Below are 24353 nucleotides of genomic sequence, written 5' to 3' on the forward strand. Positions count from 1 at the left end.
GTCGTGGCATGATGTTCAGGTCATGTGCCGCTAATCGCAGCGTGACGGAATACCCGGTGTTGGGTCAAAAAAATCTTTGGTCTGTTATGTTGTGTTCTGGCTGAGATGGCTGGCGGATCAGGATTTGTCCCGCCCGTATACATCCTCAAAGCGCACAATATCATCTTCGCCAAGGTAGGAGCCGGACTGTACCTCAATCATTTCGAGCGGGACACGGCCCGGGTTTTCCAAGCGATGGCGGGTGCCGACCGGAATGTATGTCGATTCGTTTTCGGTGACCAGAAAGCTTTCTTCGTCACGCGTTACGCGGGCCGTTCCACGGACAACAATCCAGTGTTCGGCACGGTGATGGTGCATTTGCAGCGACAATGCGGCACCGGGTTTGACGACGATGCGTTTGACCTGGAAGCGTTCACCGGAATCAACGCCGTCATACCAGCCCCATGGACGGAACACCTTGCGGTGCAAATGGCTTTCAGATCTACCGGTTTCCTTGAGGCTGTCGACGATTTTTTTCACGTCCTGGGTCTGATCCTTATGTGCAACCAGTATGGCGTCTGGAGTCTCAACAACTATCGTGTTTTCAATTCCAATGCATGTGACAAGCCGGCTTTCCGAGATGGCCAGGGTGTTTTTGCATTCATGCATGAGAACATCCCCCTGGGTGACGTTGCCGCCGCTATCCTTGGGCAGGACATGCCACAATGAATCCCACGCGCCGACATCTGACCAGCCGACAGCAAGCGGAATGACTGCGCCGGCAGGCAATTGTGGATTCTGACCCAGGGCAATGTGCTCCATGACGGCATAATCAATTGATTTGCTGATACACTGCTCAAATGCCGTTTTCTCGACACGGATGAAATCACCGTCGGTACTGCCGCCGTGCCATGCTGTGCGACATGCAGACAAGATTTTCGGATGACAGAGCTCTATGGCCTGCAGCCAAATCGATGCGTGCATCAAAAAAAGCCCGCTATTCCACAAAAATGACCCGGCCTCGAGATAGGCCTGTGCGGTGGCGGTGTCCGGTTTTTCGACAAAACGCGCGATGTTGTATGCATCGGCACCGGTCAGTTTGTCGCCTGTCTGAATATAACCATATCCCGTTTCCGGCTTGTCGGGCGTGACGCCAAAGGTAACAATGAAGCCTTTGAGTGCGAGCTGAATACCTTGTTGAACCGATTGCTTGAAGGCGTCCGTGTCGACTATGACATGATCGGAGGGCATGATCAGCAGAATCGGGTCATCGTTTTGATGAAGTGCCGATAGTGCCGCAATGGTCAGCGCAGGTGCCGTATTTCGTCCGCTGGGTTCCAGCAGTATGGTGCTCTTGCGTCCCATCATGCGCAGTTGTTCGGCAATGACAAAACGGTATTCTTCGTTACAGACGACAACAGGGTCTGCAATATTGATGTCATCGAGGCCATCCATGCGGCGTACTGTTGCCTGAAGCAGTGAATCGTCACTGACCAGCGTCAACAGCTGTTTCGGATGTTTTTCGCGAGAAAGCGGCCACAGGCGCGTGCCAGAGCCGCCTGAAAGGATAACGGGTATCAATGTATGCATATCGACTTTCCTTGAGATGTATGGCGAACGGTTAGGAGCATAAGTTTATGATTTTGATGGATTAATCCGTTCAGGAGTGGTTTTTTCGCCGTGATCGGATAAGTTTTCGAGTACCCTTCCCAGAATGGCGACGATTCTCTCGGCAGCTTTGCCATCCCAGAGTTCAGGTCTGCGGCAGGCTGCCTGTGGGCTGCGCAATATGTCAAGTGTTTCATGAATAATGGTGGCCGGATCAGTGCCCGCCAGCCTGTTGGAGCCTTCGTCAACGGTGATGGGTCTTTCGGTGTTTTCGCGAATTGTGATGCATGGCACCCCCAGGGCCGTCGTTTCTTCCTGCAGGCCGCCACTGTCCGTTAGCACCACTGCAGCATCTTTCCATAAATGAAGAAATGACATATAAGACTGTGGCCCGGTCAGGGTAATATCAGCCCCGAGGTCAATTGCAAATTTCTCCAGATTCTGGCGCGTGCGTGGATGTACAGGAAAAATGAGCGGTAATTCCTGTGCGATCGTTTTGAGTGCGTGACTGATCTTTGTAAATGTGTCTGCATCATCGACATTGCTAGGGCGGTGCAGTGTGACGACCCCGTATCGTTTTCCGGCCTCAGCCTGTGTCTTTTTATACGCTGTGGTAGCCAGATTGCGGGTGTCCATGCGTGAGAGCTTTTCAGCCTGATAGAGCAGATTATCAACCATCACATGTCCGACGTTAAATATGGCGTCATCAGGTTTGCCTTCATGTTGCAAGTGGTGCATGCCGCTGGGTTCGGTGACAAAAAACCAATCGGAAATGCTGTCTGTGACCAGCCGGTTTATTTCTTCAGGCATGCGCATATCGCCGCTGCGCAGTCCAGCTTCGACATGCGCTACCGGGATCTGCAGCTTTTTGGCGACAATGGAACAGGCGAGTGTTGAGTTGACATCACCTACGACGAGAACGGCATCCGGTATGGTTTTTTGACAGTATTCCTCAAAAGCAACCATGATTCGTGCTGTTTGTTGCGCGTGTGAGCCACCGCCAACACCCATGAAGAAATCGGGTTGAGGAATACCCAGTTCTTCAAAAAAAATCGCGTTCATTTCCGGATCGTAGTGCTGGCCTGTGTGGATGATTTTGTAGGTCAGCGTTGGATGTGCGTTCAACGCACGCACGATTGGCGCGATTTTCATAAAATTCGGTCGCGCGCCGGCAACGAGATAAATTGTTTTTGGCATAGATTAGTGCGAATGAATTGCGGTTCCGAATACGTTCGAAGCAGCGTTAAAAAAGAATTGAGGGATCACTATTTTAGTTGATTTCATTCAATGGTTAAGTTGAATTTATATTCTTTTTTGGGGTCTTATTTAAAAAAAAGAAGTGGATATATCAAATATTTCTTCGATATCGCTTGCAATCTTTTTTAAGTAGAATATAATTACGAATCATTCTCATTAATGTCATTATTTTTGATCTGATTTGTCTGATTTTATCAGGTGGTTTGCTTACAAGGATATAAAACGCTTAAGGTTAAGCCATTCATCATGTATATTTGTGTGTGTAAAGGAGTTACGGACGGTGCGATTCGCGAGGCTGTCAATAAAGGCGCCGAGCGTATGCGTGACTTGAAAAACTGTCTGGGTGTTACTGAGCAGTGTGGTGTCTGTGCCTGTCATGCGAAAGAAGTTCTTGAGCAGGCGCGCCAGCAAAAGGCTCAGGTACAGGCTTCTGTGCCGGAAACGGTGTATAAACCGGGTTTTATATATATGAAACAACTGCCTGAGGAGACAAACGATGAAAGGGAATGCCGAAATCATTCAGTGGCTGAATCGCCAATTACTGCATGAGTTGACTGCGATTAATCAGTATTTTTTACATGCTCGTATGTACAAAAACTGGGGATTTGACAGTCTTGCCAAGCATGAATACGATGAGTCGATTGAAGAAATGAAGCATGCAGACGATTTGATAGAACGTATATTATTGCTGGAGGGACTGCCCAATCTACAGGAACTGGGCAAGTTATTGATCGGAGAAAAGGTAGAAGAATGCGTGGCTTGTGATCTGAAGCTGGAACAGAATTCACATGAGACACTGACGGCAGCCATAGCAGCTTGTGAAGCGCAAAAAGATTATGTGTCACGTGAGATCCTGGAGCGTATTCTGGAGGACACGGAAGAACATATTGACTGGCTGGAAACGCAGCTAGATGTGATGCAGAAAGTGGGTATTCAGAACTGGTTGCAAAGCCAGATCTGATTCTTACAGTGCATTTTTTGCTGTAACTGCTCCATAAATCATGATGTCGTTATTAACGGGTGATTTGAAGGCGGAATATACTACCGCGTGAAATTGCAAATCACCCGAAGGATCAGAATTTGTATTCAGAAATTTGGCGTCTGGTTGTAACGTTGGATGTTGTGATCATGGGACGCGACTGACTTACTCTCTATCGTGTCAGCGCACTACGCGAACAAGTTTCAAAGTATTTCTTGAAAAAACCTATCGTGCATCAATAATGGATCAATTAGTCGGGATGATACAGAAAGATACAGAATTTAATAATAAAAATGAGCGGTATATTCAAAAAGAATCAACAAAGATCCAGATTTTGTCTGCACGTATATTCAAGTTGTTTAGCATTACTGTGTTGCTTTTTGCTGAATCCAGCGATTGCTGAATCCAGCGGAAATCAGCAAACTGCGGTAACGGAGCGCGTCTATAGTATACCTGCTGGTTCATTGCTTGATGCGCTGGAAAAGTTCTCGCTACAGGCCGGTGTCGATCTGATTTACAACTCCGGTTTGCTGGAAGGTTTAAAAACTCGGGGCCTTGACGGTAGATATGATGTTGCGTCAGGGCTAAATTTATTGTTAATCGGCACCGGATATCGGTTTGTACAACAGCCGGGCGGGTTTGAGATAGTAAGCGCTCAACCTTCAGGCGACCTTGAAATTTCGGGATCCAAAACGGACGAGAAAGTTACCGTATTACCCACCATACAGATTTCTGCCAGCAATGCAGGAAGTTATGCTGCAACCAGCAGCGTGACCGCAACCAAAACGAACACCTTATTGCGCGACGTACCGCAATCCATCACTGTCGTAACCGACGAATTGATCAAAGATCAGGCGATTCAAAGTCTCGGCGATGCCGTGCGCTATGTGCCGGGAGTAGGTGTTTCTCAGGGTGAAGGTAATCGCGATGCATTGATTTTTCGTGGAAATCGTTCAACCGGTGATTTTTTTGTTGATGGTGTTCGTGATGACGTCGCTTTTTTTCGTGATTTGTATAATATCGAGCGCGTTGAAGTGCTGAAAGGCGCCAATGGAATGATTTTCGGTCGTGGCGGCTCGGGCGGCGTCGTAAACCGTGTGACTAAACAAGCCAACTGGAATCCGGTACGAGAATTCTCATTTCAGGGCGGATCATTCAATCGAAAACGAATGACGGGCGATTTCGGTCATGTATTCAATGATAAAGTAGCTTTTCGTGTGAATGGGCTGTTTGAAGATTCAGACAGTTTTCGCGACGATGTTGTAATGCGGCGGCGCGGTGTATCACCAACCGTTACCATTAAGCCCACCAATCGCACCAAAGTTGTGTTGAACATGGAGCGCTTTCATGACGACAGAACGGCTGACAGGGGAATTCCATCATTCACAGGTCGACCTCTGGATGTCAAACGTTCTCAGTTTTTCGGCGATCCGCATCGCAGTCATGCGGACGCAGAGGTGTTGTCTTTTAATTCGTTAATCGAGCATCACTTTGACTTCGGTGTGACCCTGCGCAACCGGACGAACTACGCGCAGTATGATAAGTTTTACCAGAATATATTCGCCAACAGTCCTGTTTTCGCTGATCGCGTATCGCTGGGGGCCTATAACGATACAACCGATCGCGAAAATGTGTTTAATCAAACAGATATTCTGTACTCAGTAGACACGGGGCCCATCAGTCATACACTGCTGGCGGGTGTTGAAATTGGTCAGCAGATAACCAGCAATGTTCGTCAGACTGGTTTTTTTAATAACGATCCACGAGGCACGAGTTTTCGCGTGCCAGTGAGTAATCCGGTAACAAATGTTCCCATTGCGTTTGTCACACAGGATACTGATGCGGACAATCGCAGCGTGGTCGATATCACGTCATTGTATATTCAGGATCAGATTGAACTGCTGCCACAACTGCAGGCCATCGCCGGTGTACGCTATGATTTGTTTGAGGTGGATTTTCGCAAAAGAAATGGTGATGCCGCTCAAATCAATACTACTGATCATCTGATATCACCGCGTTTTGGCCTGATTTTCAAGCCGATAGAGCCGCTGTCAATTTATGCAAGCTACAGCCAGGCGTTTGTACCCAGAGCTGGTGAACAATTAACGGGAATTATTGTTACCAGGGCAACGCTCAAACCTGAAAAATTTACCACTTACGAGGCGGGAATTAAATGGGACATTTATCCTGATCTGGCATTGACCGGTGCAGTGTTCAGACTGGACCGGACCAACGTGATTACTGTCGATCCCAACGACTCGACGCGTACGTTTCTTGCCAAGGGTCAGCGTACCGAAGGTGTAGAAATTGGTTTGAGCGGACGAATTACGCAGAGCCTGAGTGTTATGGGCGGTTACGCCTACCAGGAGGGAGAACTCACCAGTACGCAATCGGCAGATGCGCAAAAGGGTGCGACCATTGGCGAATTGCCTCGAAACACCTTTTCGATGTGGAGCCGGTATGATTTCACGCCACGTATTGGCGCTGCATTTGGCGTGATATATCGCAGCTCCATGTTTGCAGCAGTAGATAATACAGTACGAATACCCGATTTTACGCGTGTTGACGCGGCCTTGTTTGCACAATTTACACGTCAGGTTCGCGGGCAGATTAATATCGAAAATATTTTTGATACCCATTACTTCGCATCGGTGCATAACAATAACAACATATCACCCGGTTCACCAATTGCTGTACGCGCCACGCTTGTGGCCAATTTTTAGTTAACACGTTGTTCGCAAGGTAAGAACCTGGAAAATAAATATATTAATAATAACTATTATTATTAATATTTGTATTCTTTTTATTAAATAATAACTATTATTATTAACATTATCGTAATAATATTGTTTTTGCCTCAAATAGAAAAAAGGAGAGAGAGTATGATTGCAAATACAAAAGCACTGATCCTGGTCAGTGCGGTAATAGCATTAATGAGCGGTTATTTCATTTTTAGTCCCGACAGGATGACGGTACATGCCGCAACGCTGGAAACTACATCCAACGCCGAAGCGGTTGATACAGCCGTTGCGGCATTTCAGGAGATCGGTGCGCTCAGGCGGGAAGATCCGATTGATGCGGATGCTATTCGTAACGTTTATGTAAATTCGTTGCAGGCGCTGACGCAGCAAGTCGATACGGATAACGGCCTGACACTGGACAGCGATCTGCTTGTAGCGATTGATGAAATCAGTACCGGCAACGAACCCACACTGGCTGCTCAGGTGATCGATAAAACACTGCAGCGGGTGTTTTATTTGACTATTCTGGATCGTGTGACAGCCGCCCGCGATGATTTCGAGACCGCATCGACAGAGGCATTGAATGCTATGTGGAATGAGGCTGCTGCAGCATTTGAGGCGATCAAGGGCACAGCTGCTCGAGAAAACAAGGTCATTTCCGCTGATCGACAGTCAATAGAAACCGGTGACAACCCTGCGCTGGATGTCCAGGTTACTCTGGCGTTTGAACGGGGAAGAGCAGCTTTAAACAAGCAGAATCCGGCTGAGGATCTGATTGAGATCAAGATTGTACGACAAATTATTCGCTTGTCTCTGGTGCGCGCATACTATATTGGCGTGCTGCGTGAAGTCGAGGGCGTGGTGTCCAATCGAGACCGCGATATCGAAGAAGCCAGGGAAAAACAGAAGGAAGGCGAAATTTTCTATCGCCTCATTGAAGAGTTTATTACCCGTGAAAATGCTACCGGTAGCGAGCTTATCAAAGCCCAGTTTACCGGAAATATTGCATCCGTAAATGCGGATGCAATTGTCAGCGAGTTGAGCAAAGGATTTGTCGGCCGTGTACGCGCAGAACTGGATGCAAATGAAAGCAGCATACTGGATGATCGCGGGCGTGCGATGGAAGTTGCCGAAGAAGCACTTTTATATGCCAACATGTTTCTGGCTGACCTTGAAATACGCCTGGATTCGAACGCGCGAAGCGAAATTGAAACCGCGTTAAACAATCTTAAAGAAGCCAGTAACGCCTCGGATGCGACCGGTGCCGAGCAGGCACGTCTGGAAATAGACAGCGTACTGATGGCATATGAGCAGGCACTGGCAATTGCAGAATATGAGCAGACGGTGGAGACACCATTCGTTGATGCAGCAGTAACGGCTTTTCAGACTATCGGTTCGCTGCGGCGACAGGATCCAGTCGATGCACAGGCTATCCTGAGTACATATACCGGCGAACTGCAGCAGTTAACGCAAATTATAGACAGCATTTACCGGTCGTCAATGGACAGCGATGTTCTCTCAGCGATAGACGATATCAGTAATGCCCAGCAGGTACCGCTTGCTGCCCAGGCAATCGACAAAACCCTGCAACGAGTTTTTGCGCTGACAATTTATAACCGGTTAACTTACGTACTTGATTTTTTCGATGATCAGACCACAGGTGAGCTGGAGCTGGAATGGGATAGAGCATATTCGGCATTTCAGGCGATAAAAGGCACGGTCGCCAGAGAAAACAAGGTACTGACCGCAGACCGGCAGTCTATCGAAAGCGGCAGCAATCCGTTTCTTGATAGCCGGGTTGCATTGGCGTTAATCGATGGTAAAACGGCTATCGGCGGCACAGCCTCAAATAGCATGGAACAACTGGTCATTGCACGTGAACAGGTGATATTTCCTGTGGTGCGTGCGTTTCTGATAGGGGTTCTGCGTGAAGTTGAAGGTATTGTCGAAAACCGGGATCGGGATATTGACGAAGCGCTTGAAAAGCAGGTTGAAGGCATTTATTTCTATCGAATTGTTGAACCTGTGATTGCGGCAGGTAATCCGAATAGCAACGCTCGGATTAAAACACAGCTAGCAGGTGATTTGGCGGTCGTTAACGCTGATCAGATTGTCAGTGACATCAGCCGTGGAGTTATTGGTCAGATCAATAGTAGTTTGGGAATATATGAGCAGTCGTTCGATGCTGATAGGGCGCAGGCCAGATGGGCTGCGGAGGTCATAGCGCTGTATACGCAGATTCTGCTTCCTGATCTTGAGCTTCGCCTGGATGCAACAAGGCGCGTCAGAATCGAGAATGCTTTGCAGGATTTGATTGAAGCTGCTGTGCAAGGTGATTCAACGAAAGCTGAGTCCGCTCAGCAAACAATTACCGGATTTATTGTGGAATACGAGAATGAATTAAACTAATCGTTAGTGCGTCCATCAGCTATTTTCTGATGGACGCTTCCGGCACATTTTTGTTAGATTTGTGTTTGCACACGACTAGTGACAAGTGTCGGGGCTCGATTAAAACCCCTAATAAGACGACCAGATCGAGTGATGCGTATTTGTTTCAATCTTCATTTGACATGATCCGGTTTTTCCTGACATTGCTCCAAAATAGACGCGGCTGCACCCTGTTTACTGTGTAAATGATGCCTGCTACTTTTTTATGTTAAGAGCTGGTATTGACTAAAACCGAACAGCACAGAGTTTGGCACGTCGCAGTCTATCTTGTAGTCAGTCAATCCCTAAAATCTGTACATTCTTTCTCTTGAAAGAGTATAGTTGACGTTGAAACGAACTGAAAATATTCACATATTTCATGTATGACTTTTTTGTTCGATCTATCCATGAGCATTGCATCACTTGAACGTGACCTGGTATAAAAAAATAATACGTTACAGACAAGCTGAAATATGGCTATGGATTCGAAACAGGAAAAATGGAGTTGACTGGCCTTGTTTGGGGCGATAATTGATTGGAGAAGAGATGGGATTGCTGTTGATCCAGTTGCGAGGAAGTGGAGTGGTTATTATGAAATTTCAGGCCATGTTCATCCAAAAAAATGTTCAAATAGAACCGGAATATGCAATTGTTTCTGTATTGTTCAATTCAATTGTCCACGCGGACTGCTGCATCTGATATTGTGTGCGTTTTGTAGTACTGCGAGAATAAACTCGTTTTTCGAAAGTTCTTTGCCGAGCAACATTCTGGAGTTATTCTATTGCGTGAACTGGAAGATGTGCCGCTACAGTGAACAATTGATATCAGCTTCCGTAAGGGCTTGGATCATCCTTTGGTCAGCATAATAGTGGTGGCATCATAAGCTGCTATTTTTCAACAAGTGTCATGGCCATGAATTTACATTTCCTTCTTCTTGAGGATGCACTTAAATTTCAAAAATTCATTGATGTATTACCTCTGGCTGTTTTCATAAAAGATGCCGAGAGTAAAATTCTCGCAATGAATAAAGCATGTGAACTACAGTGGGGGCTTTGTTTTGAAGATCTGTATGGCACAGATGCTCGTCAGTATTTCCCAGCCGATCAGATGAAAATTTTTCTTGCCAAGGACAGGGAAGTATTTGCAAATGGCAGTCAAATTGATTTTGAGGAAACGGTCTGGAATACTTCACTGAAAGAAAATCGAATTGTGCATACGTTCAAAAAACCTTTTTGTGATGGTTCTGGAAAACCGTTGTATCTGGTTGGCATGTCCATTGATATTACTGAGCGTAAAAAAGCGGAGCAGCGTATCATAGAGATTGCGACTCACGATTTACTGACTGGTTTGCCAAACCGGATTTTATTGAATGACCGGATAGAACTGGCGCTTGAACATGCCCGTCGCAATCAGCATAAGGCAGCAGTGCTGTTTATCGATCTGGATAATTTTAAAGTAATCAATGATTCTATGGGGCACAACGTCGGCGACCTGCTGCTACAGAAAGTAGCGGAAAGATTCGAGGCAGCCGTGCGCAGTGAAGACACTGTTGCGCGCCATGGTGGAGATGAATTTATTGTCCTGTTATCGAGTCTTTCCTGCGCACAGGATGCACAAAAAGTTGCCCAAAAAATACGTGATGCATTATTGTTACCCTTTTATATCAATGGGCTAAAGCTTCGTCTTAGTTGCAGTATTGGTATCTCACTGTTCCCTGATGATGGAGAAGAGGTCCTGGGATTGCTGAAAAATAGTGATGCAGCCATGTATTGCGCTAAAAGCAGAGGCGGTAACAATTGGCAATTCTTTAAATCGCATATGAACAAACCGACGAACTGAATCGATTGGGTAGTCTGATGTGAAGTGAAAATCTCAGGATAAAATGACTAAAATTGCATGATACCATCCAGTTCTGGTTTGATATTTTGTTATGAGAGTCTCCTTTAGGTGGATATTCCAGATTTGAGGCCAATAACCCCTGCAATGATCAATCCAAGACAAACCAGCCGATACATATTGGCTGGCTCGTCAAATACAACGATGCCAAATATTGCTGTACCGACTATACCTACACCAACCCAAACCGCATAGGCAGTTCCCACGGGTAATGATTTCATTGCAGCACCAAGCAGGCTGACGCTAATGACAATGGCTAGAACTGTCCAGACTGTCGGCCAGAATCGTGAAAAGCCATCGGTATACTTGAGCCCGATTGCCCATCCGATTTCGAATAACCCTGCCAATATTAAAATCGCCCAATTAGTATTCATAGAAACCTCTCTGATTTTACGGGGCCGTCCCCGGTCGAATAGAGAGGTGGGGCCGTCCCCACTTCGAATAAATTCAATGGATAATAACCAGCTTGCTCAGCCTGATGTTAGTATCTAAACAGCAATACAGTCCGTTTTTTTACGTTGGTCTTAGTGTTAATATTTATTCCGCCTGCTCCTTAAGCCGCCTGCCTTCAGTCTCAAGTACTTTCCTTTCTTTTTCCAGTTCAGCAATGGTTTTTGTGATTGATTCTTTATCCATGACGTCTGGATTGGCGTCGATTAATTGTTGAAGCTCATACTTTTTCTGGTCCCACTCGTCCTTTTTTTGGTTCCAGTTATCAATTTCTTCGAGTAATTCATCGCCTTGTTCCCTAAGCGTACTCAATAAATGACTGATATTGTCAAGTGCCTGATCATACTTGCCATCCTGATATTTTTGATATTCCGATTTCAGCAGATCAGCGCCAGCTCCGACAACCTCTGTGCCCTTGGTGAAAATTTCCTGTGCCTGTTTCTTTTCTTCTTCGGTACCAAAGAAGTAGTTATAACTTAGCAGTGCAATCACCAAAAGGAACGCTGTAGTAAAAATGAATCTGATCATGATAGAGACGTATATCAGGTAAAATGTTGACAGTAATTTTTAGTCGTACAGACCGTTGCCAGTATGTGAGCAGGAGTGGCGAGTCTGTTTAAGGCTGAATACTGCTGTTTCTAGTCCGGCTTTATTGCGATTCTGCCGCTGCCAAGTAAGAAAACCGCAAGTCCGGTCAGTAAAAAGAACAGTTGAAGTTCCAGCGTCAGTCCGCCATGATCGGTTAGCGAAAAAAATTGATTGCGATGCGCCAGTACGATCGCAAATATCATATTGCCGAATATCACCAGGCCACCCAGTCGCGAAAATATACCAAAAATAACCATTAATGGCGCAACAATTTCTCCCAGATAAACCCCGTATGCAAGCACCTGGGGCAAATCAATTCCGACAAGCTGTCTGCTGATAAATTCAAGTGAATCCGGGTTGATTACCTTGTGAATACCATGAAACAACATCAGCACGCCAACGGTTAGACGCAGCATCAGTTTACCCGTTGCGTCACTTTGAAACGGAAGGTTCAATGCGGCTTCTCCTAACATATCATCTGAAACCTGAAAATATATCATTAAAGCCGTCTAGAATTGAAAAAAATAAGCATACTTCATCGCGACCGTGAAATGACGCTATACACCAGTTTTCTATTCGGCATATGAACAGGTGCGGGCACCGAACACTAAAAGACTGTTCGATTAAAGTGTCATGTTAAGGGAATGCATGATAAACCGTTTGTCTGTTGCAATTATGCGTACAGGTCGTACAGCATTTTTACGGCCAGACCGTACAGCAAGACGATAAATAGTTTTTTTAGTGTTGCTGTACGTGTTGAATGGGTGGTTCTGGCACCAAGCGGCGCAGTGAGCATACTGGCCGGTATCAGCCATCCTAAAGCGGGCAGGTAGACATATCCTAGACTATAGACCGGCAGATGTTGAGTTTGTGCAATGCCGTTTGCTATATATCCGATTGTTCCTGCCAGTGCAATCGGAAAGCCGATGGCTGCAGCTGTACCGATGGCGTGCTGAAGCCTGATTTGGCACAGTGTCAGGAAAGGTACTGTCAATATTCCGCCGCCGATGGCTACCAGACTGGATACACTGCCAATAATGCTGCCGGCGGTGAAAAAAACGGTTTTTTGGGGAAGTGGATAAGGATACTGGTTTGGATCTGCGCCTAGCTTTGTGTCGGGCCGAGGTTTTGAAATGAGTTTTAGCAACATGCTGGTTGCAGCATAGCAGATAAACAGCGTAAAAATAATGCGCAGAATCAAGGTGGATAGTGTGCCGGCCAATACGGTTCCCGCAAGCGTGCCAATAACGATGCCGGGCGTCATGTACCTGAATATAGTCCAGTTCACAGCGGCATGTTTGTGGTGGGTATACAAGCTGGCAGCTGATGTAAAAATAATGGTCGCCATTGTTGTGCCCAATGCAAGGTGCAGAATTCGGTCGGGTGGAAAATCCTGAGCAGTGAACATGTACGTAAGCGCCGGTACGATAAGTAATCCGCCGCCGATGCCCAGCAGTCCGGCAAAAAAACCGACCACGGCACCCAGTATCAGATACATCAACCACCATTCCATCGTACCGGGGCTATGCCTTCAGGAGTTGCAGAATAAAATGCCATTCATACGGATCAACCGGTGTGATGGATAACCGGTTGCCGGTTTGCAGCACGCGCATACGACTGAGTTCCTGATATTGGCGTAATTCCCTGATAGGCAAAAGTCGCGTTTTCTCCTTGAAGGTAATTTCAACGTTATACCAGCGTGGATTATCATGAGTGGCTTTGGGATCATAATATCTGCTTTGAGGGTCAAACTGAGTGACGTCCGGGTACGCGGGTGTGGAGATTTCAGCGATGCCGGTGATGCCGGGGTCGGCACAGCATGAATGGTAAAAAAATGTCCGGTCTCCCACGCACATCTGCCTCCACATGAAGTTGCGTGCCTGGTAATTGCGCACGCCGTCCCAGACAGTTGTTTGACCGGGCTAGGCGGCCAGGTCATCTATACTGAATTTGTAGGGCTCGGATTTCATCAACCAATAGCGCATTTGAATTTTAGTGTGATAGATAGTGATAACTCTAACGAGATAGGATCATAGATGATAGTGTTGCCAGTTGCTGAGACATTTGAGAACTAAATAAAATGCAATCACCGGCCAAAAAAGAAATTTAAATTGTTGGTTCATTTTTTATAATAGTGCCTTAGCAGCATTTAAGCTAACTGGATTTTAGTAACTGATTGACAATAAATGGAAGAGATTATATGACTGAAGAGGAAAAAAAATCTGTAAATCCCGGATGGGAAAGGCAGTTAATAGAAGGACTTGCGTTTGCGGCGGTACGAGAGCAAAGGCGAAACCGCATTTGGGGAATTTTTTTTAAATCGCTTACGTTTATTTACCTGTTTTTGCTGCTTTTTGCCTTCACAGACTGGTTTGGCGATTCGGCTGCGCGAATTTCGGATAAACATACCGCTTTGGTTGAACTGGATGGCATGATTATGCCAGACACGATTAATAACGCCGATAGTATCAACGCGAGTCTGAGGTCCGCATTCAAGGATAAAGGTACGCAGGGCGTGATATTGCGGATCAATAGCCCGGGGGGCAGTCCTGTTCAGGCAGGGTATGTCAATGATGAAATACGTCGCTTGCGCGCTGTGTATCCTGACATACCTCTGTACGCAGTTATTGGTGATGTATGTGCTTCAGGTGGTTATTACATTGCATCTGCTGCTGACAAGATTTTTGTTGATAAAGCGAGTCTGGTCGGCTCGATCGGGGTGTTGATGGATGGTTTTGGTTTTGCGGGTACTTTGGAGAAACTGGGTATAGAGCGCCGATTGCTGACTGCGGGCGAGCATAAGGGTTTTCTGGACCCTTTTACACCAATGGATCCGAAACAGCGTGAACATGCCACTGGCTTGTTGAAAGAAATACACGAGCAGTTTAAACATGTTGTCCAGATGGGTAGAGGGGAACGTTTGAAAGACTTGCCGGAGATTTTCAGCGGCGTGATATGGACGGGTCAGAAAAGTATTGAGCTTGGTCTGGCCGATGGCATAGGAAGCGCCGAGTACGTTGCCCGTGAAATAATAGAAGCCGAAGATATTGTCAATTATTCAACGCGCGAAAGCCTGATCGATCTGTTCGCCAAGCGCGTCAGTACAATGATGCTGGGAATGCTGACAAATAGCAGCTGGGGATTTAGATAGACAATTCAGTAAGTGCCCCTAGCGACAGCGTTGATGGAGCCTGTTATTGATAATTTAAGCCAAATTTCAGACTGATTGTTCACAGACCGTTCTGGATCTCGAGAATGATAAAAGCGGCACGGACAATGCAATATATACATAATTCCGATATTTCGGAATTGGCAAAGCTGGGGCGGCAGTCCGGGCCGTTGTGGTTATTCTGGCGGTCTGTTAGTCCGCATCGGTCTTTATCTTGCTGAATCATTTAAAAATATAGCCAGGACAATGCCGCTTTGTGCTAGAAAATCAGTAGAATCAATTTGTTCTGGCCCAATTATTCAGGCGTTTCTCAGGTATTGTTTTTTTTGTATTGGAGTGTTGTTAAGTTCTGTTAAATTCGCTAATAAACTGTACTTTTGGACAATAAAATGCAATAATTCTTCATGAGTGCGGAAAACATGGTCGCTGATAGAATCCTGGTTATTCATGGGCCGAATCTGAATCTTCTTGGAATGCGCGAACCGGAGATTTATGGTAGTGAAACGCTGCTGGATATTAACAGGAAATTAACCGGAATTGCGAAAAAAGGATCGGCAGATATAGCTTTTTTTCAAAGTAATGCCGAATCAAGGCTGGTTGACAGGATTCAGGAGGCCATGACTGATGGTACTAGTTTTATCATCATTAATCCGGCTGCTTATACACATACCAGTATTGCCATGCGTGATGCGCTGGCAGCAACACGTTTACCTTTCATAGAGATACATTTGTCCAATATTTTTTCTCGTGAAACTTTTCGTCACCATTCTTATTTCTCAGACATGGCTTTGGGTGTAATCAGTGGTCTGGGCTCCAAAGGTTATGAATTGGCGTTGGAATATGCCTTAACGGTGCGTCGATAAATTATGATTGATTATTTGGTTTATGCCTGAAGCAAACTATTGCCAGGCTAGCCACAGGTGCGATTGAACAGTCGAAAGTATTAATTTGAAAGTCGGTTGCGTGCTGATTGATTAGTTAGTCATTGGGTCTATATGTTGAAGTAATTTGTTTTTCAATGGCCCCGGATTCTTGGGGTGATGTCAGGGGGTGTTATGGATTTAAGAAAGCTTAAAAAGCTCATCGAATTGGTTGAAGAATCTGGTATCACTGAGTTGGAAATTACTGAAGGTGAAGAAAAGGTTCGTATCAGTAAATCAGGGGCGTCGGCACCTGGATATGCTTGGCTACCGCCCATGCATCAGTCCGTTATCCCTTTGCAACAGGGGCAGTCACAATCGGAACAGAATGCTGCGCCTGGCAACACAAAAACAGCGGATACCGAGGGTAAAGCAGATGCGCAACCTGATGGACATGTAGTTAAGTCCCCAATGGTCGGCACTTTTTACCGTTCGCCATCACCGGGTGCAGGTCCTTTTGTAGAAGTTGGCCAGACTGTGAAAGCAGGTGATACATTGTGCATTATCGAAGCAATGAAACTGCTGAATGAGATTGAAGCTGATAAGGATGGTGTGATCAAGTCGATACTCGTCGAAAACGGACAGCCTGTTGAATATGGCGAGCATTTGTTTGTCATTCAGTAATGCTGAATGATTGCCGGATAACCGTATGTCTGTTGATTTCAGAAGGTCAAGCTAATCTCTTGTGAGTAAATATGTTTGAAAAAATTCTTATCGCTAACCGGGGCGAAATAGCCTTACGTGTTCAAAGAGCCTGTCGTGCTATGGGGATAAAGACTGTGATTGTATATTCTGAGGCGGATTCTGAAGCCAAATACGTCAAACTGGCCGATGAATCGGTTTGTATCGGTCCCGCGCCTGTTGCACAGAGTTATTTAAATGTACCGGCAATAATCAGCGCCGCAGAAGTGACAGATGCTGAGGCCATTCACCCCGGCTATGGATTTCTTTCGGAAAATGCCGATTTTGCTGAGCGTGTGGAAAAAAGTGGCTTTGTTTTTATCGGTCCACGTCCTGAGACGATTCGTTTGATGGGCGACAAGGTCAGTGCGAAGAATGCCATGAAAGCGGCTGGCGTTCCTTGTGTGCCGGGCTCGGATGGTGCGCTGCCTGAGGATATCGATGCGATAAAGATAGTGGTCAAGGAAATCGGATATCCAGTAATCATTAAAGCTGCTGGTGGCGGGGGTGGTCGCGGTATGCGTGTAGTACATACCGAGGCTGCATTACCAAACGCAGTAATTATGACGCGTAATGAAGCGCAGGCAGCTTTCGGAAATCCCGTGGTGTATGCCGAGAAGTATCTGGAGAATCCTCGTCACATTGAATTTCAGTTACTGGTTGACGAGCAGGGCAATGCTGTCCATTTGGGGGAGCGTGACTGCTCGTTGCAGCGCAGACACCAGAAAATTCTTGAGGAGGCGCCCGCTCCGGGTATTTCCGAAGCATTACGAAATAAAATCGGTGAGCGGTGCGCAGAAGCATGCCGTCAGATCAGGTATCGCGGAGTTGGGACATTTGAATTTCTTTTTGAAAAAAATGAATTTTACTTCATTGAAATGAATACGCGGCTGCAGGTTGAGCATCCCGTGACAGAAGCCGTCACTGGTATTGATCTGGTGCAGGCGCAGATCAATGTGGCTGCAGGTAGTACGTTACCAATCAAGCAAAAGGATGTCGTCATTAAGGGCCACGCGATTGAGTGCCGCATTAACGCCGAGGATGCGTATAAATTAACGCCTTCTGCAGGACGCATCACCCAGTACCATGCGCCTGGCGGTCCGGGAGTGCGCGTTGACACCCATGTGTATCATAATTATATGGTGCCGCCTTTTTACGATTCCATGATCGGTAAAATTATTACCTACGGCGACACCCGTGAGCAGGCGATAGCGCGCATGCGTATCGCTTTATCTGAAACGGTGGTTCAGGGCATCAAGACAAATATTCCACTACATCTCGATTTACTTACAGACGCTACTTTCCTGAATGGACAGTTTTCAATTCATTACCTGGAACAAAAGCTTGCGCTGCATAATCAGCAGACAGACTGATTGAATTCCTGCAGATTGTCTGCCGGTGCGGCAAGACATTGTGTAGATTTGCCGATATGTCCTGGAAAACGATCATTATTCAGACCGATAACGCATCAGCTGAGGCGTTGAGCGAGGCGTTGATGGAGCAGGGGGCGCTGTCGGCTGATATTCATGATGCCGCGGCGGGTACGGATCAGGAGCAGCCGTTATATGGCGAGCCTGGTCTGCCTTTGGGAGAAGTGTGGAGAAAAGCCGAAGTCAGTGGAATATTCGAACACGATGCCGATTTGGATGCAGTGATGCAATTGATCACCAAAACACTTCGGTTAAGCGATACCCCATCCTACCGGAAGGGAATAATCGAAGAACAGGACTGGGTTCGATTGACACAATCGCAGTTTAACCCCATTTGTATCTCATCGCGGTTGTGGATAGTCCCGACATGGCATCAACCTCCCGACCCGTCTGCAATAAATCTTATTCTTGATCCGGGACTGGCATTTGGTACTGGCAGTCATCCAACGACGCAGCTATGTCTTGCCTGGCTCGACCAGAATCTACAACGGGGGGAAACGCTTCTGGATTATGGCTGTGGCTCAGGAATTCTCGCCATTGCAGCACTAAAGCTGGGTGCGGTGCATGTTACCGGTATCGATATTGATCCTCATGCTGTCAAGGCAAGTTATGCCAATGCGCTTCTGAATGCGTGTGAATCGTCGAGATGTTCGTTTGCATCACACTATCCGATACTAACAGCGGATACTGATGCTGTTGAGCAGGTTGATGTAGTCGTGGCAAACATTTTATCCAATCCTTTAATCCTGCTGGCGCCGATTCTTACCCGTGCGGTTCGCGCAGGTGGACGGATTGCGTTGTCAGGCATACTGGCGTCCCAGGCGGATGAAGTTTTGTCATTGTACAGACCGTGGTTTGACATGCACATTCATGCTGGGCAGGAAGACTGGGTATTACTGACAGGAACCAAAACCACGGATGTGTGAATGTGTTGTCAGCCCAAACCACACAAATTGCCACTGATGGTGATAGCAAAGATATAAATTTATACCTGACAGACGAATGAACGGAGAAACCGATGGCGCTGGTAACATTGTGCCCGGATTGCAGCACGACATACAAAATCTATCCTGAACAGTTACAGGTAAAAAATGGCCTGGTTCGTTGTGGAAAATGTCAGGTTGTTTTTAACGGGTTCTCTACATTGATCACAATTGATGAGACTGAAATAGAGTATTTATCAGCGCGCGCTGACACAGGTAGCGTTCTGGGAGAATCTTCCGAGCATCAAGAAATTGCCGACAATTCTGCCGGATTGCACAACATGACAAACGAGCAGCTGATACAGGCAAGTACCGCACATGTTTTCGAGAACAAACCTGAAACGTCGGTGCAACAGAACAAAGCTGCAGTCGCAGGTGTTACTTCGGTGTCGGAAAATTGCTCAGAAAATACAGATCCCGACAAACCTGTAAGTGATTTTCTGTCCGATGCAGTGTCTGAGTCTTCGTCCCGGTACTGGTTTTGGAGGGCCGGCAATCTGGTATTGTTTTTTTTGCTGATTGGGCAGGCTGTTATTACATACCGTGCGGATCTGGCGACGGAGTTTCCACAAACCAGACCATATTTGGAACAGTTTTGTAAAATATTGAGTTGCTCGGTGCCTCTGCCTGCAGATATCCGTCTGCTGAGTATCGTATCGTCGGATCTGCAAGTGAACGATCCCGAAAATCAACCGGGCGTGGCAACACTGACTGCGATTATCCGTAATCATGCGAAGCGGCCACAAGCGTTACCTGCGTTGAAATTGCTTTTAACGGATGTGCACGATCAGTTGCTTGCCAGTCGAATTTTTACCTCGGCAGACTATCTGTCGCCGGATATGCGGAAAAAAATATCAATTTTGCCGAATCATGAGATTACTGTTCAGCTTTATCTGGATAACAGCCAGATTAAACCAACCGGATACCGGCTTCAGATACTCTATATCTAATTTTTTCAGTAAGTTATAAGCGTAATTATGTGCGCTGGCTGATTGACTTTAGGCTTGAGGTGGCTGGTAAGGTATAATCAATTGCTTTATTTTAAATTCAAAAAGCACACAAAGTAATGAAAAAAAATCTTCGAACGAACCTGTTGGAAAACTTAATTGCCCAGAGAATTGTGATCCTGGATGGCGCAATGGGCACAATGATTCAAACATATAAACTGGAAGAGGCCGATTTTCGCGGCGAGCGGTTTGCCGATTTTCCGCATGATCTCAAAGGCAATAATGATCTGTTGACGTTGACACGTCCGGACGTGATTCGTTCTATTCATACCGATTATCTTGAAGCCGGTGCAGATATTATCGAGACCAATACATTTAATGCCAACGCGGTTTCGATGGCGGACTATCATATGGAGGAGCTGGTATACGAACTTAATGTAGCAGCAGCAAAGCTGGCCTGTGAAGCGGCACGCGAAGTGGAAACAAAAACACCGGACAAACCCCGTTTTGTTGCTGGTGTTATTGGACCAACAACAAAAACAGCTTCCATCTCGCCGGATGTAAATGATCCCGGTTTTAGGAATATTAGCTTTGATCAACTGGTTGACGCCTATACAGAATCCATACGCGGACTGGTAGACGGTGGTGCGGATATTCTGATGGTTGAAACAATTTTCGATACGCTGAATGCCAAAGCAGCGTTGTTTGCCATCGACCAATTTCTGGAGGTGAACGCGCTCAGCCTGCCCATCATGATTTCAGTAACAATTACGGACGCTTCCGGCCGTACGCTCTCGGGACAGACGCCTGAAGCATTCTGGAACTCGGTACAGCATGCAAAACCATTATCAGTAGGTATTAACTGTGCGCTGGGTGCCGAACTGATGCGGCCATATATCGAGGAGTTGTCCGAAATTGCGGAAGTCTACGTCAGCGTACATCCCAATGCTGGATTGCCGAATCCGCTGTCTGAAACCGGTTATGACGAAACACCCGAGTATACGGCACGTCAATTGAAAGATTTTGCGCAGTCCGGTTTTGTCAATATTGTCGGTGGCTGCTGCGGTACCACACCAGCACACATCAAGGCCATAGCCGAAGCCGTAGAGTCACTGCCTCCAAGAAAAATGCCGGAATTGCCCAAAAAGCTTCGTTTGTCAGGACTGGAACCGTTGAATATCGGTGACGATTCGCTTTTTGTGAACGTTGGTGAGCGGACTAATGTGACAGGTTCTCGTGCTTTTGCGCGACTGATTCTGGGAGATCAGTATGCCGAAGCGCTGGATGTTGCGCGCAGTCAGGTTGAAAACGGTGCGCAGATCATCGATATCAATATGGACGAAGCCATGCTGGATTCCTTGCAGGCAATGGTGAAATTCCTGAATCTGATCGCTACTGAGCCAGATATCTGTCGCGTACCGATTATGCTCGATTCAAGCAAATGGACGGTAATAGAGGCAGGGTTAAAATGCATACAGGGTAAATCCGTTATCAATTCCATCAGTCTCAAGGAAGGTGAGGCAGAGTTTATTGAACAGGCTAAACTGGCGCGCCGCTACGGGGCGGCAGTTATTGTGATGGCGTTCGATGAAACAGGTCAGGCGGATACGCTGGCGCGCAAGGTGGACATCTGCACCCGCAGTTACCGCGTGCTGGTGGATAAAGTGGGTTTTCCACCTGAAGACATTATTTTCGATCCGAATATTTTTGCCATTGCAACCGGGATAGATGAACACAATAATTATGGCGTGGATTTCATTGAAGCCACGCGCGAGATTAAAAGAACGCTGCCATATGCAAAAATCAGCGGCGGCGTATCCAATGTGTCGTTCTCTTTTCGCGGTAATGAGCCAATTCGCGAAGCAATTCATACTGCATTTCTTTATCATGCCATCAAAGCCGGTATGACCATGGGTATTGTTAATGCCGGGCAATTAGGCGTGTATTCGGATATTCCCGCCGATGTGCTTGAATATATTGAAGATGTTATCCTGAACCGCCGTGATGATGCTACGGAGCGCCTGGTTGATTTTGCAGAAAACTTCAAAGGGAAGAAAAAAGAGCAGGTTGAAGATTTAAGCTGGCGCGAAGAGCCGCTGCAGTCGCGCCTGACGCATGCGCTGGTCAAGGGTATTGCCACGTATATTGTAGAAGATACTGAGGAGGCACGACTGGAAATCAAGGCGCAAGGCGGGCGGCCGATTCAGGTTATCGAAGGCCCGTTGATGGAAGGGATGGGCGTTGTCGGTGATTTGTTCGGTGCCGGAAAAATGTTTCTGCCGCAGGTCGTGAAATCGGCACGCGTGATGAAGCAGGCGGTAGCGCACCTGCTGCCTTTTATCGAGGAGGAAAAGAGGCTGCTCGGCGATTCAAAGCCGAAAGGCAAAATCGTGGTGGCGACCGTCAAAGGTGACGTGCATGACATTGGTAAGAATATAGTAGCAGTGGTGCTGCAGTGCAACAACTACGAAGTGATCAATATGGGTGTCATGGTGCCCAGCACGCAAATTCTGGATATGGCCAGAAAAGAAAATGCCGATATCATCGGATTGTCAGGACTGATCACACCTTCGCTAGAGGAAATGACCCATGTGGCCAAGGAAATGCAGCGAGAGGACTTCAGCATTCCATTACTGATCGGTGGCGCAACTACTTCCCGTGTGCATACTGCTGTCAAAATTGCACCGCATTATGAAGGACCGGTGGTGTGGGTGCCGGATGCCAGTCGTGCCGTAGGTGTGTGCAGCAGCTTAATGTCTGAAGACCTGAAGACGGACTATGTGCAGAATATTCAAAATGAATATGACAGGGTGCGCACGCAGCATAAAAACAAGAAAGGCCCGTCCAAACTCCTGTCGATCGAAGATGCCCGGGCCAATGCCTTTAAGCCGGACTGGGCCGCTTATCAGCCGCCGCAGCCGGAATTACTGGGTATTCGTACCTTGAATAATTATCCACTGGAAAAAATCGTGCCGTTTATCGATTGGACGCCTTTTTTTCAGGCCTGGGAACTGGCCGGCCGTTATCCGGCCATTCTGGAAGACGAAGTTGTGGGTGAAACCGCGAGCAATCTGTTTCGTGACGCGCAAACGATGCTGAAAAAAATTGTGGAACAGAAATGGTTGTCCGCGAACGCTGTGTTCGGATTGTTTCCGGCCAATTCAGTCGGTGATGATATCGAGATCTACACCGATGAGAAGCGGGAGAAGATTGCCATGACCTGGCACGGCTTGCGCCAGCAAACCCAAAAACCGGCCGGAAAACCTAACCGTTGCCTGTCCGATTTTATTGCACCGAAGGCGACAGGGCTCAAGGACTATATCGGTCTGTTTGCCGTTGGCGCAGGTTTTGGCATTGAAGATCGTATTAAGGCGTTCGAAGATGTTAATGACGATTACAGCGCAATTGTACTCAAAGCGCTGGCCGACCGTTTGGCCGAAGCGTTTGCTGAACATATGCATATGCGTATCCGACGTGAATTCTGGGGCTACGCCAGTGATGAGGCTCTGGATAACGAACAGTTGATTAAAGAAGAATATCTCGGCATTCGTCCGGCACCGGGTTATCCCGCATGTCCGGATCACACTGAAAAAGGTCCATTGTTTGAATTACTTGGTGCTACCGAAAAAGCAGGCATAATCATCACAGAATCTTTTGCCATGGTACCTACTGCCGCAGTATCCGGATTTTATATTGCGCACCCGGAATCAACATTTTTCGCGGTTGGAAAAATCGGCAAGGATCAAGTGGAGGATTATGCGCGGCGAAAAGGTTGGGCGGTGGAAAAAACGGAGCAGTGGCTGGCCCCTGTGCTTGCCTATGAACGTTAATTGCTATTGCATTTTACCGTGTTCGGAACGGAATTAAGAAACCTATCATGAGGTCTATATCCAATATTTCTTGGGAAGATTGAAAATGAGTATTCTGGACAAGGCAAAGGAACTGTCAAATCGCGTGGCCGACAAGACTGTAGAGTTCAGTAGCGATGAGGTAATCGCCAGTACGATTATCAAAGCCGTGGAGAAGCAGGAGAAAGTCAATGCTATTCTGAAAGCGCGCGGCTCGAACTATCGCATTGGCAGCCTGAATCTCGGCATGGGCATTCCACCCAGCGTAACGTTTGGCATCTGGCGGTTATCGGATCTTGGCTCGGAAGAAACGGGCGAAACGGCGGCAATGGTTAAAAAAGGGCCGGTTGCCGAATAATCCATGGGTTGATCAGTCAGAATAAGCTCGATGCGTTTTGCGTCATGTGGGCTTATTTTGATGGAGTGTATTATTTTATTCCAACAGTAACT

19 protein-coding genes and 1 pseudogene are annotated in these 24353 nt (G+C 46.8%); 13 read left to right on the forward strand and 7 right to left on the reverse strand.

Annotated elements, in window-relative coordinates; translation table 11 throughout:
* Positions 1–117 precede the first annotated feature (117 nt).
* Both BMY62_RS05190 and wecB read right to left on the reverse strand, forming a co-directional pair.
* Complete coding sequence (locus BMY62_RS05190; protein WP_090657352.1) at positions 118–1569, reverse strand: mannose-1-phosphate guanylyltransferase/mannose-6-phosphate isomerase; 1452 nt, start codon at positions 1567–1569, stop codon at positions 118–120.
* Between the two features lie 45 nt (positions 1570–1614).
* Positions 1615–2784 (reverse strand): non-hydrolyzing UDP-N-acetylglucosamine 2-epimerase, encoded by a 1170-nt coding sequence (gene wecB, locus BMY62_RS05195; protein ID WP_090657354.1) that lies wholly within the window; start codon positions 2782–2784, stop codon positions 1615–1617.
* Between the two features lie 306 nt (positions 2785–3090).
* Here wecB and BMY62_RS05200 point away from each other — a divergent pair, with 306 nt between their 5' ends.
* The 5 genes from BMY62_RS05200 to BMY62_RS05220 all read left to right on the forward strand — a co-directional run bounded on the left by BMY62_RS05200 (position 3091) and on the right by BMY62_RS05220 (position 10830).
* Positions 3091–3393, forward strand: a complete 303-nt coding sequence (locus tag BMY62_RS05200; RefSeq protein ID WP_090657356.1) for a bacterioferritin-associated ferredoxin — start codon at positions 3091–3093, stop codon at positions 3391–3393.
* Positions 3341–3805: a bacterioferritin gene (gene bfr, locus BMY62_RS05205; RefSeq protein WP_090657358.1), complete on the forward strand. Its 465-nt coding sequence runs from the start codon at positions 3341–3343 to the stop codon at positions 3803–3805. The genes BMY62_RS05200 and bfr overlap by 53 nt, the downstream gene beginning before the upstream one ends.
* A 398-nt stretch (positions 3806–4203) precedes the next feature.
* Positions 4204–6546: a TonB-dependent siderophore receptor gene (locus BMY62_RS05210; protein WP_256207435.1), complete on the forward strand. Its 2343-nt coding sequence runs from the start codon at positions 4204–4206 to the stop codon at positions 6544–6546.
* Positions 6547–6705: 159 nt separating this feature from the next.
* Positions 6706–8973, forward strand: a complete 2268-nt coding sequence (locus BMY62_RS05215) for a hypothetical protein (protein ID WP_090657362.1) — start codon at positions 6706–6708, stop codon at positions 8971–8973.
* 930 nt (positions 8974–9903) lie between these two features.
* On the forward strand, positions 9904–10830 hold the full coding sequence (locus BMY62_RS05220) for a sensor domain-containing protein (RefSeq protein ID WP_256207436.1): 927 nt from the start codon (positions 9904–9906) through the stop codon (positions 10828–10830).
* A 104-nt stretch (positions 10831–10934) separates the two neighbouring features.
* Here BMY62_RS05220 and sugE read toward each other — a convergent pair whose 3' ends face one another.
* The 5 genes and pseudogenes from sugE to BMY62_RS05245 all read right to left on the reverse strand — a co-directional run bounded on the left by sugE (position 10935) and on the right by BMY62_RS05245 (position 13910).
* A complete protein-coding gene (sugE, locus tag BMY62_RS05225; RefSeq protein ID WP_090657366.1) occupies positions 10935–11261 on the reverse strand; it encodes a quaternary ammonium compound efflux SMR transporter SugE in 327 nt (108 codons plus the stop codon).
* A gap of 163 nt (positions 11262–11424) precedes the next feature.
* Positions 11425–11865, reverse strand: a complete 441-nt coding sequence (locus BMY62_RS05230) for a hypothetical protein (protein ID WP_090657368.1) — start codon at positions 11863–11865, stop codon at positions 11425–11427.
* Between the two features lie 110 nt (positions 11866–11975).
* Entirely contained in the window at positions 11976–12398 is a 423-nt protein-coding gene (locus BMY62_RS05235; protein WP_090657445.1) for a DoxX family protein, read from the reverse strand.
* Between the two features lie 200 nt (positions 12399–12598).
* On the reverse strand, positions 12599–13438 hold the full coding sequence (locus BMY62_RS05240; RefSeq protein WP_090657370.1) for a sulfite exporter TauE/SafE family protein: 840 nt from the start codon (positions 13436–13438) through the stop codon (positions 12599–12601).
* Positions 13439–13448: 10 nt separating this feature from the next.
* A pseudogene (locus BMY62_RS05245) lies at positions 13449–13910 on the reverse strand (EVE domain-containing protein).
* Between the two features lie 215 nt (positions 13911–14125).
* Here BMY62_RS05245 and BMY62_RS05250 point away from each other — a divergent pair.
* The 8 genes from BMY62_RS05250 (at position 14126) to BMY62_RS05285 (ending at position 24261) form a co-directional block, all read left to right on the forward strand.
* Positions 14126–15076, forward strand: coding sequence for a S49 family peptidase (locus BMY62_RS05250; RefSeq protein WP_090657372.1), 951 nt, complete (start codon positions 14126–14128; stop codon positions 15074–15076).
* A 437-nt stretch (positions 15077–15513) separates the two neighbouring features.
* Entirely contained in the window at positions 15514–15957 is a 444-nt protein-coding gene (gene aroQ, locus BMY62_RS05255; RefSeq protein WP_090657447.1) for a type II 3-dehydroquinate dehydratase, read from the forward strand.
* A 192-nt stretch (positions 15958–16149) separates the two neighbouring features.
* Complete coding sequence (gene accB, locus BMY62_RS05260; protein ID WP_090657375.1) at positions 16150–16638, forward strand: acetyl-CoA carboxylase biotin carboxyl carrier protein; 489 nt, start codon at positions 16150–16152, stop codon at positions 16636–16638.
* A gap of 71 nt (positions 16639–16709) precedes the next feature.
* Positions 16710–18068, forward strand: a complete 1359-nt coding sequence (gene accC, locus BMY62_RS05265; protein WP_090657377.1) for an acetyl-CoA carboxylase biotin carboxylase subunit — start codon at positions 16710–16712, stop codon at positions 18066–18068.
* Between the two features lie 56 nt (positions 18069–18124).
* Positions 18125–19051, forward strand: coding sequence for a 50S ribosomal protein L11 methyltransferase (prmA, locus tag BMY62_RS05270; protein ID WP_090657378.1), 927 nt, complete (start codon positions 18125–18127; stop codon positions 19049–19051).
* A gap of 92 nt (positions 19052–19143) precedes the next feature.
* Positions 19144–20058 carry a zinc-ribbon and DUF3426 domain-containing protein gene (locus BMY62_RS05275; RefSeq protein WP_090657381.1) on the forward strand — a complete coding sequence of 305 codons (915 nt, stop codon included), beginning with the start codon at positions 19144–19146 and terminating at the stop codon, positions 20056–20058.
* 116 nt (positions 20059–20174) lie between these two features.
* Positions 20175–23885, forward strand: a complete 3711-nt coding sequence (metH, locus tag BMY62_RS05280; protein WP_090657383.1) for a methionine synthase — start codon at positions 20175–20177, stop codon at positions 23883–23885.
* Positions 23886–23970: 85 nt separating this feature from the next.
* Complete coding sequence (locus BMY62_RS05285; RefSeq protein ID WP_090657384.1) at positions 23971–24261, forward strand: hypothetical protein; 291 nt, start codon at positions 23971–23973, stop codon at positions 24259–24261.
* Positions 24262–24353: the final 92 nt, after the last annotated feature.

This window comes from Nitrosomonas marina, from assembly GCF_900111605.1.
GTDB lineage: Bacteria > Pseudomonadota > Gammaproteobacteria > Burkholderiales > Nitrosomonadaceae > Nitrosomonas > Nitrosomonas marina_A.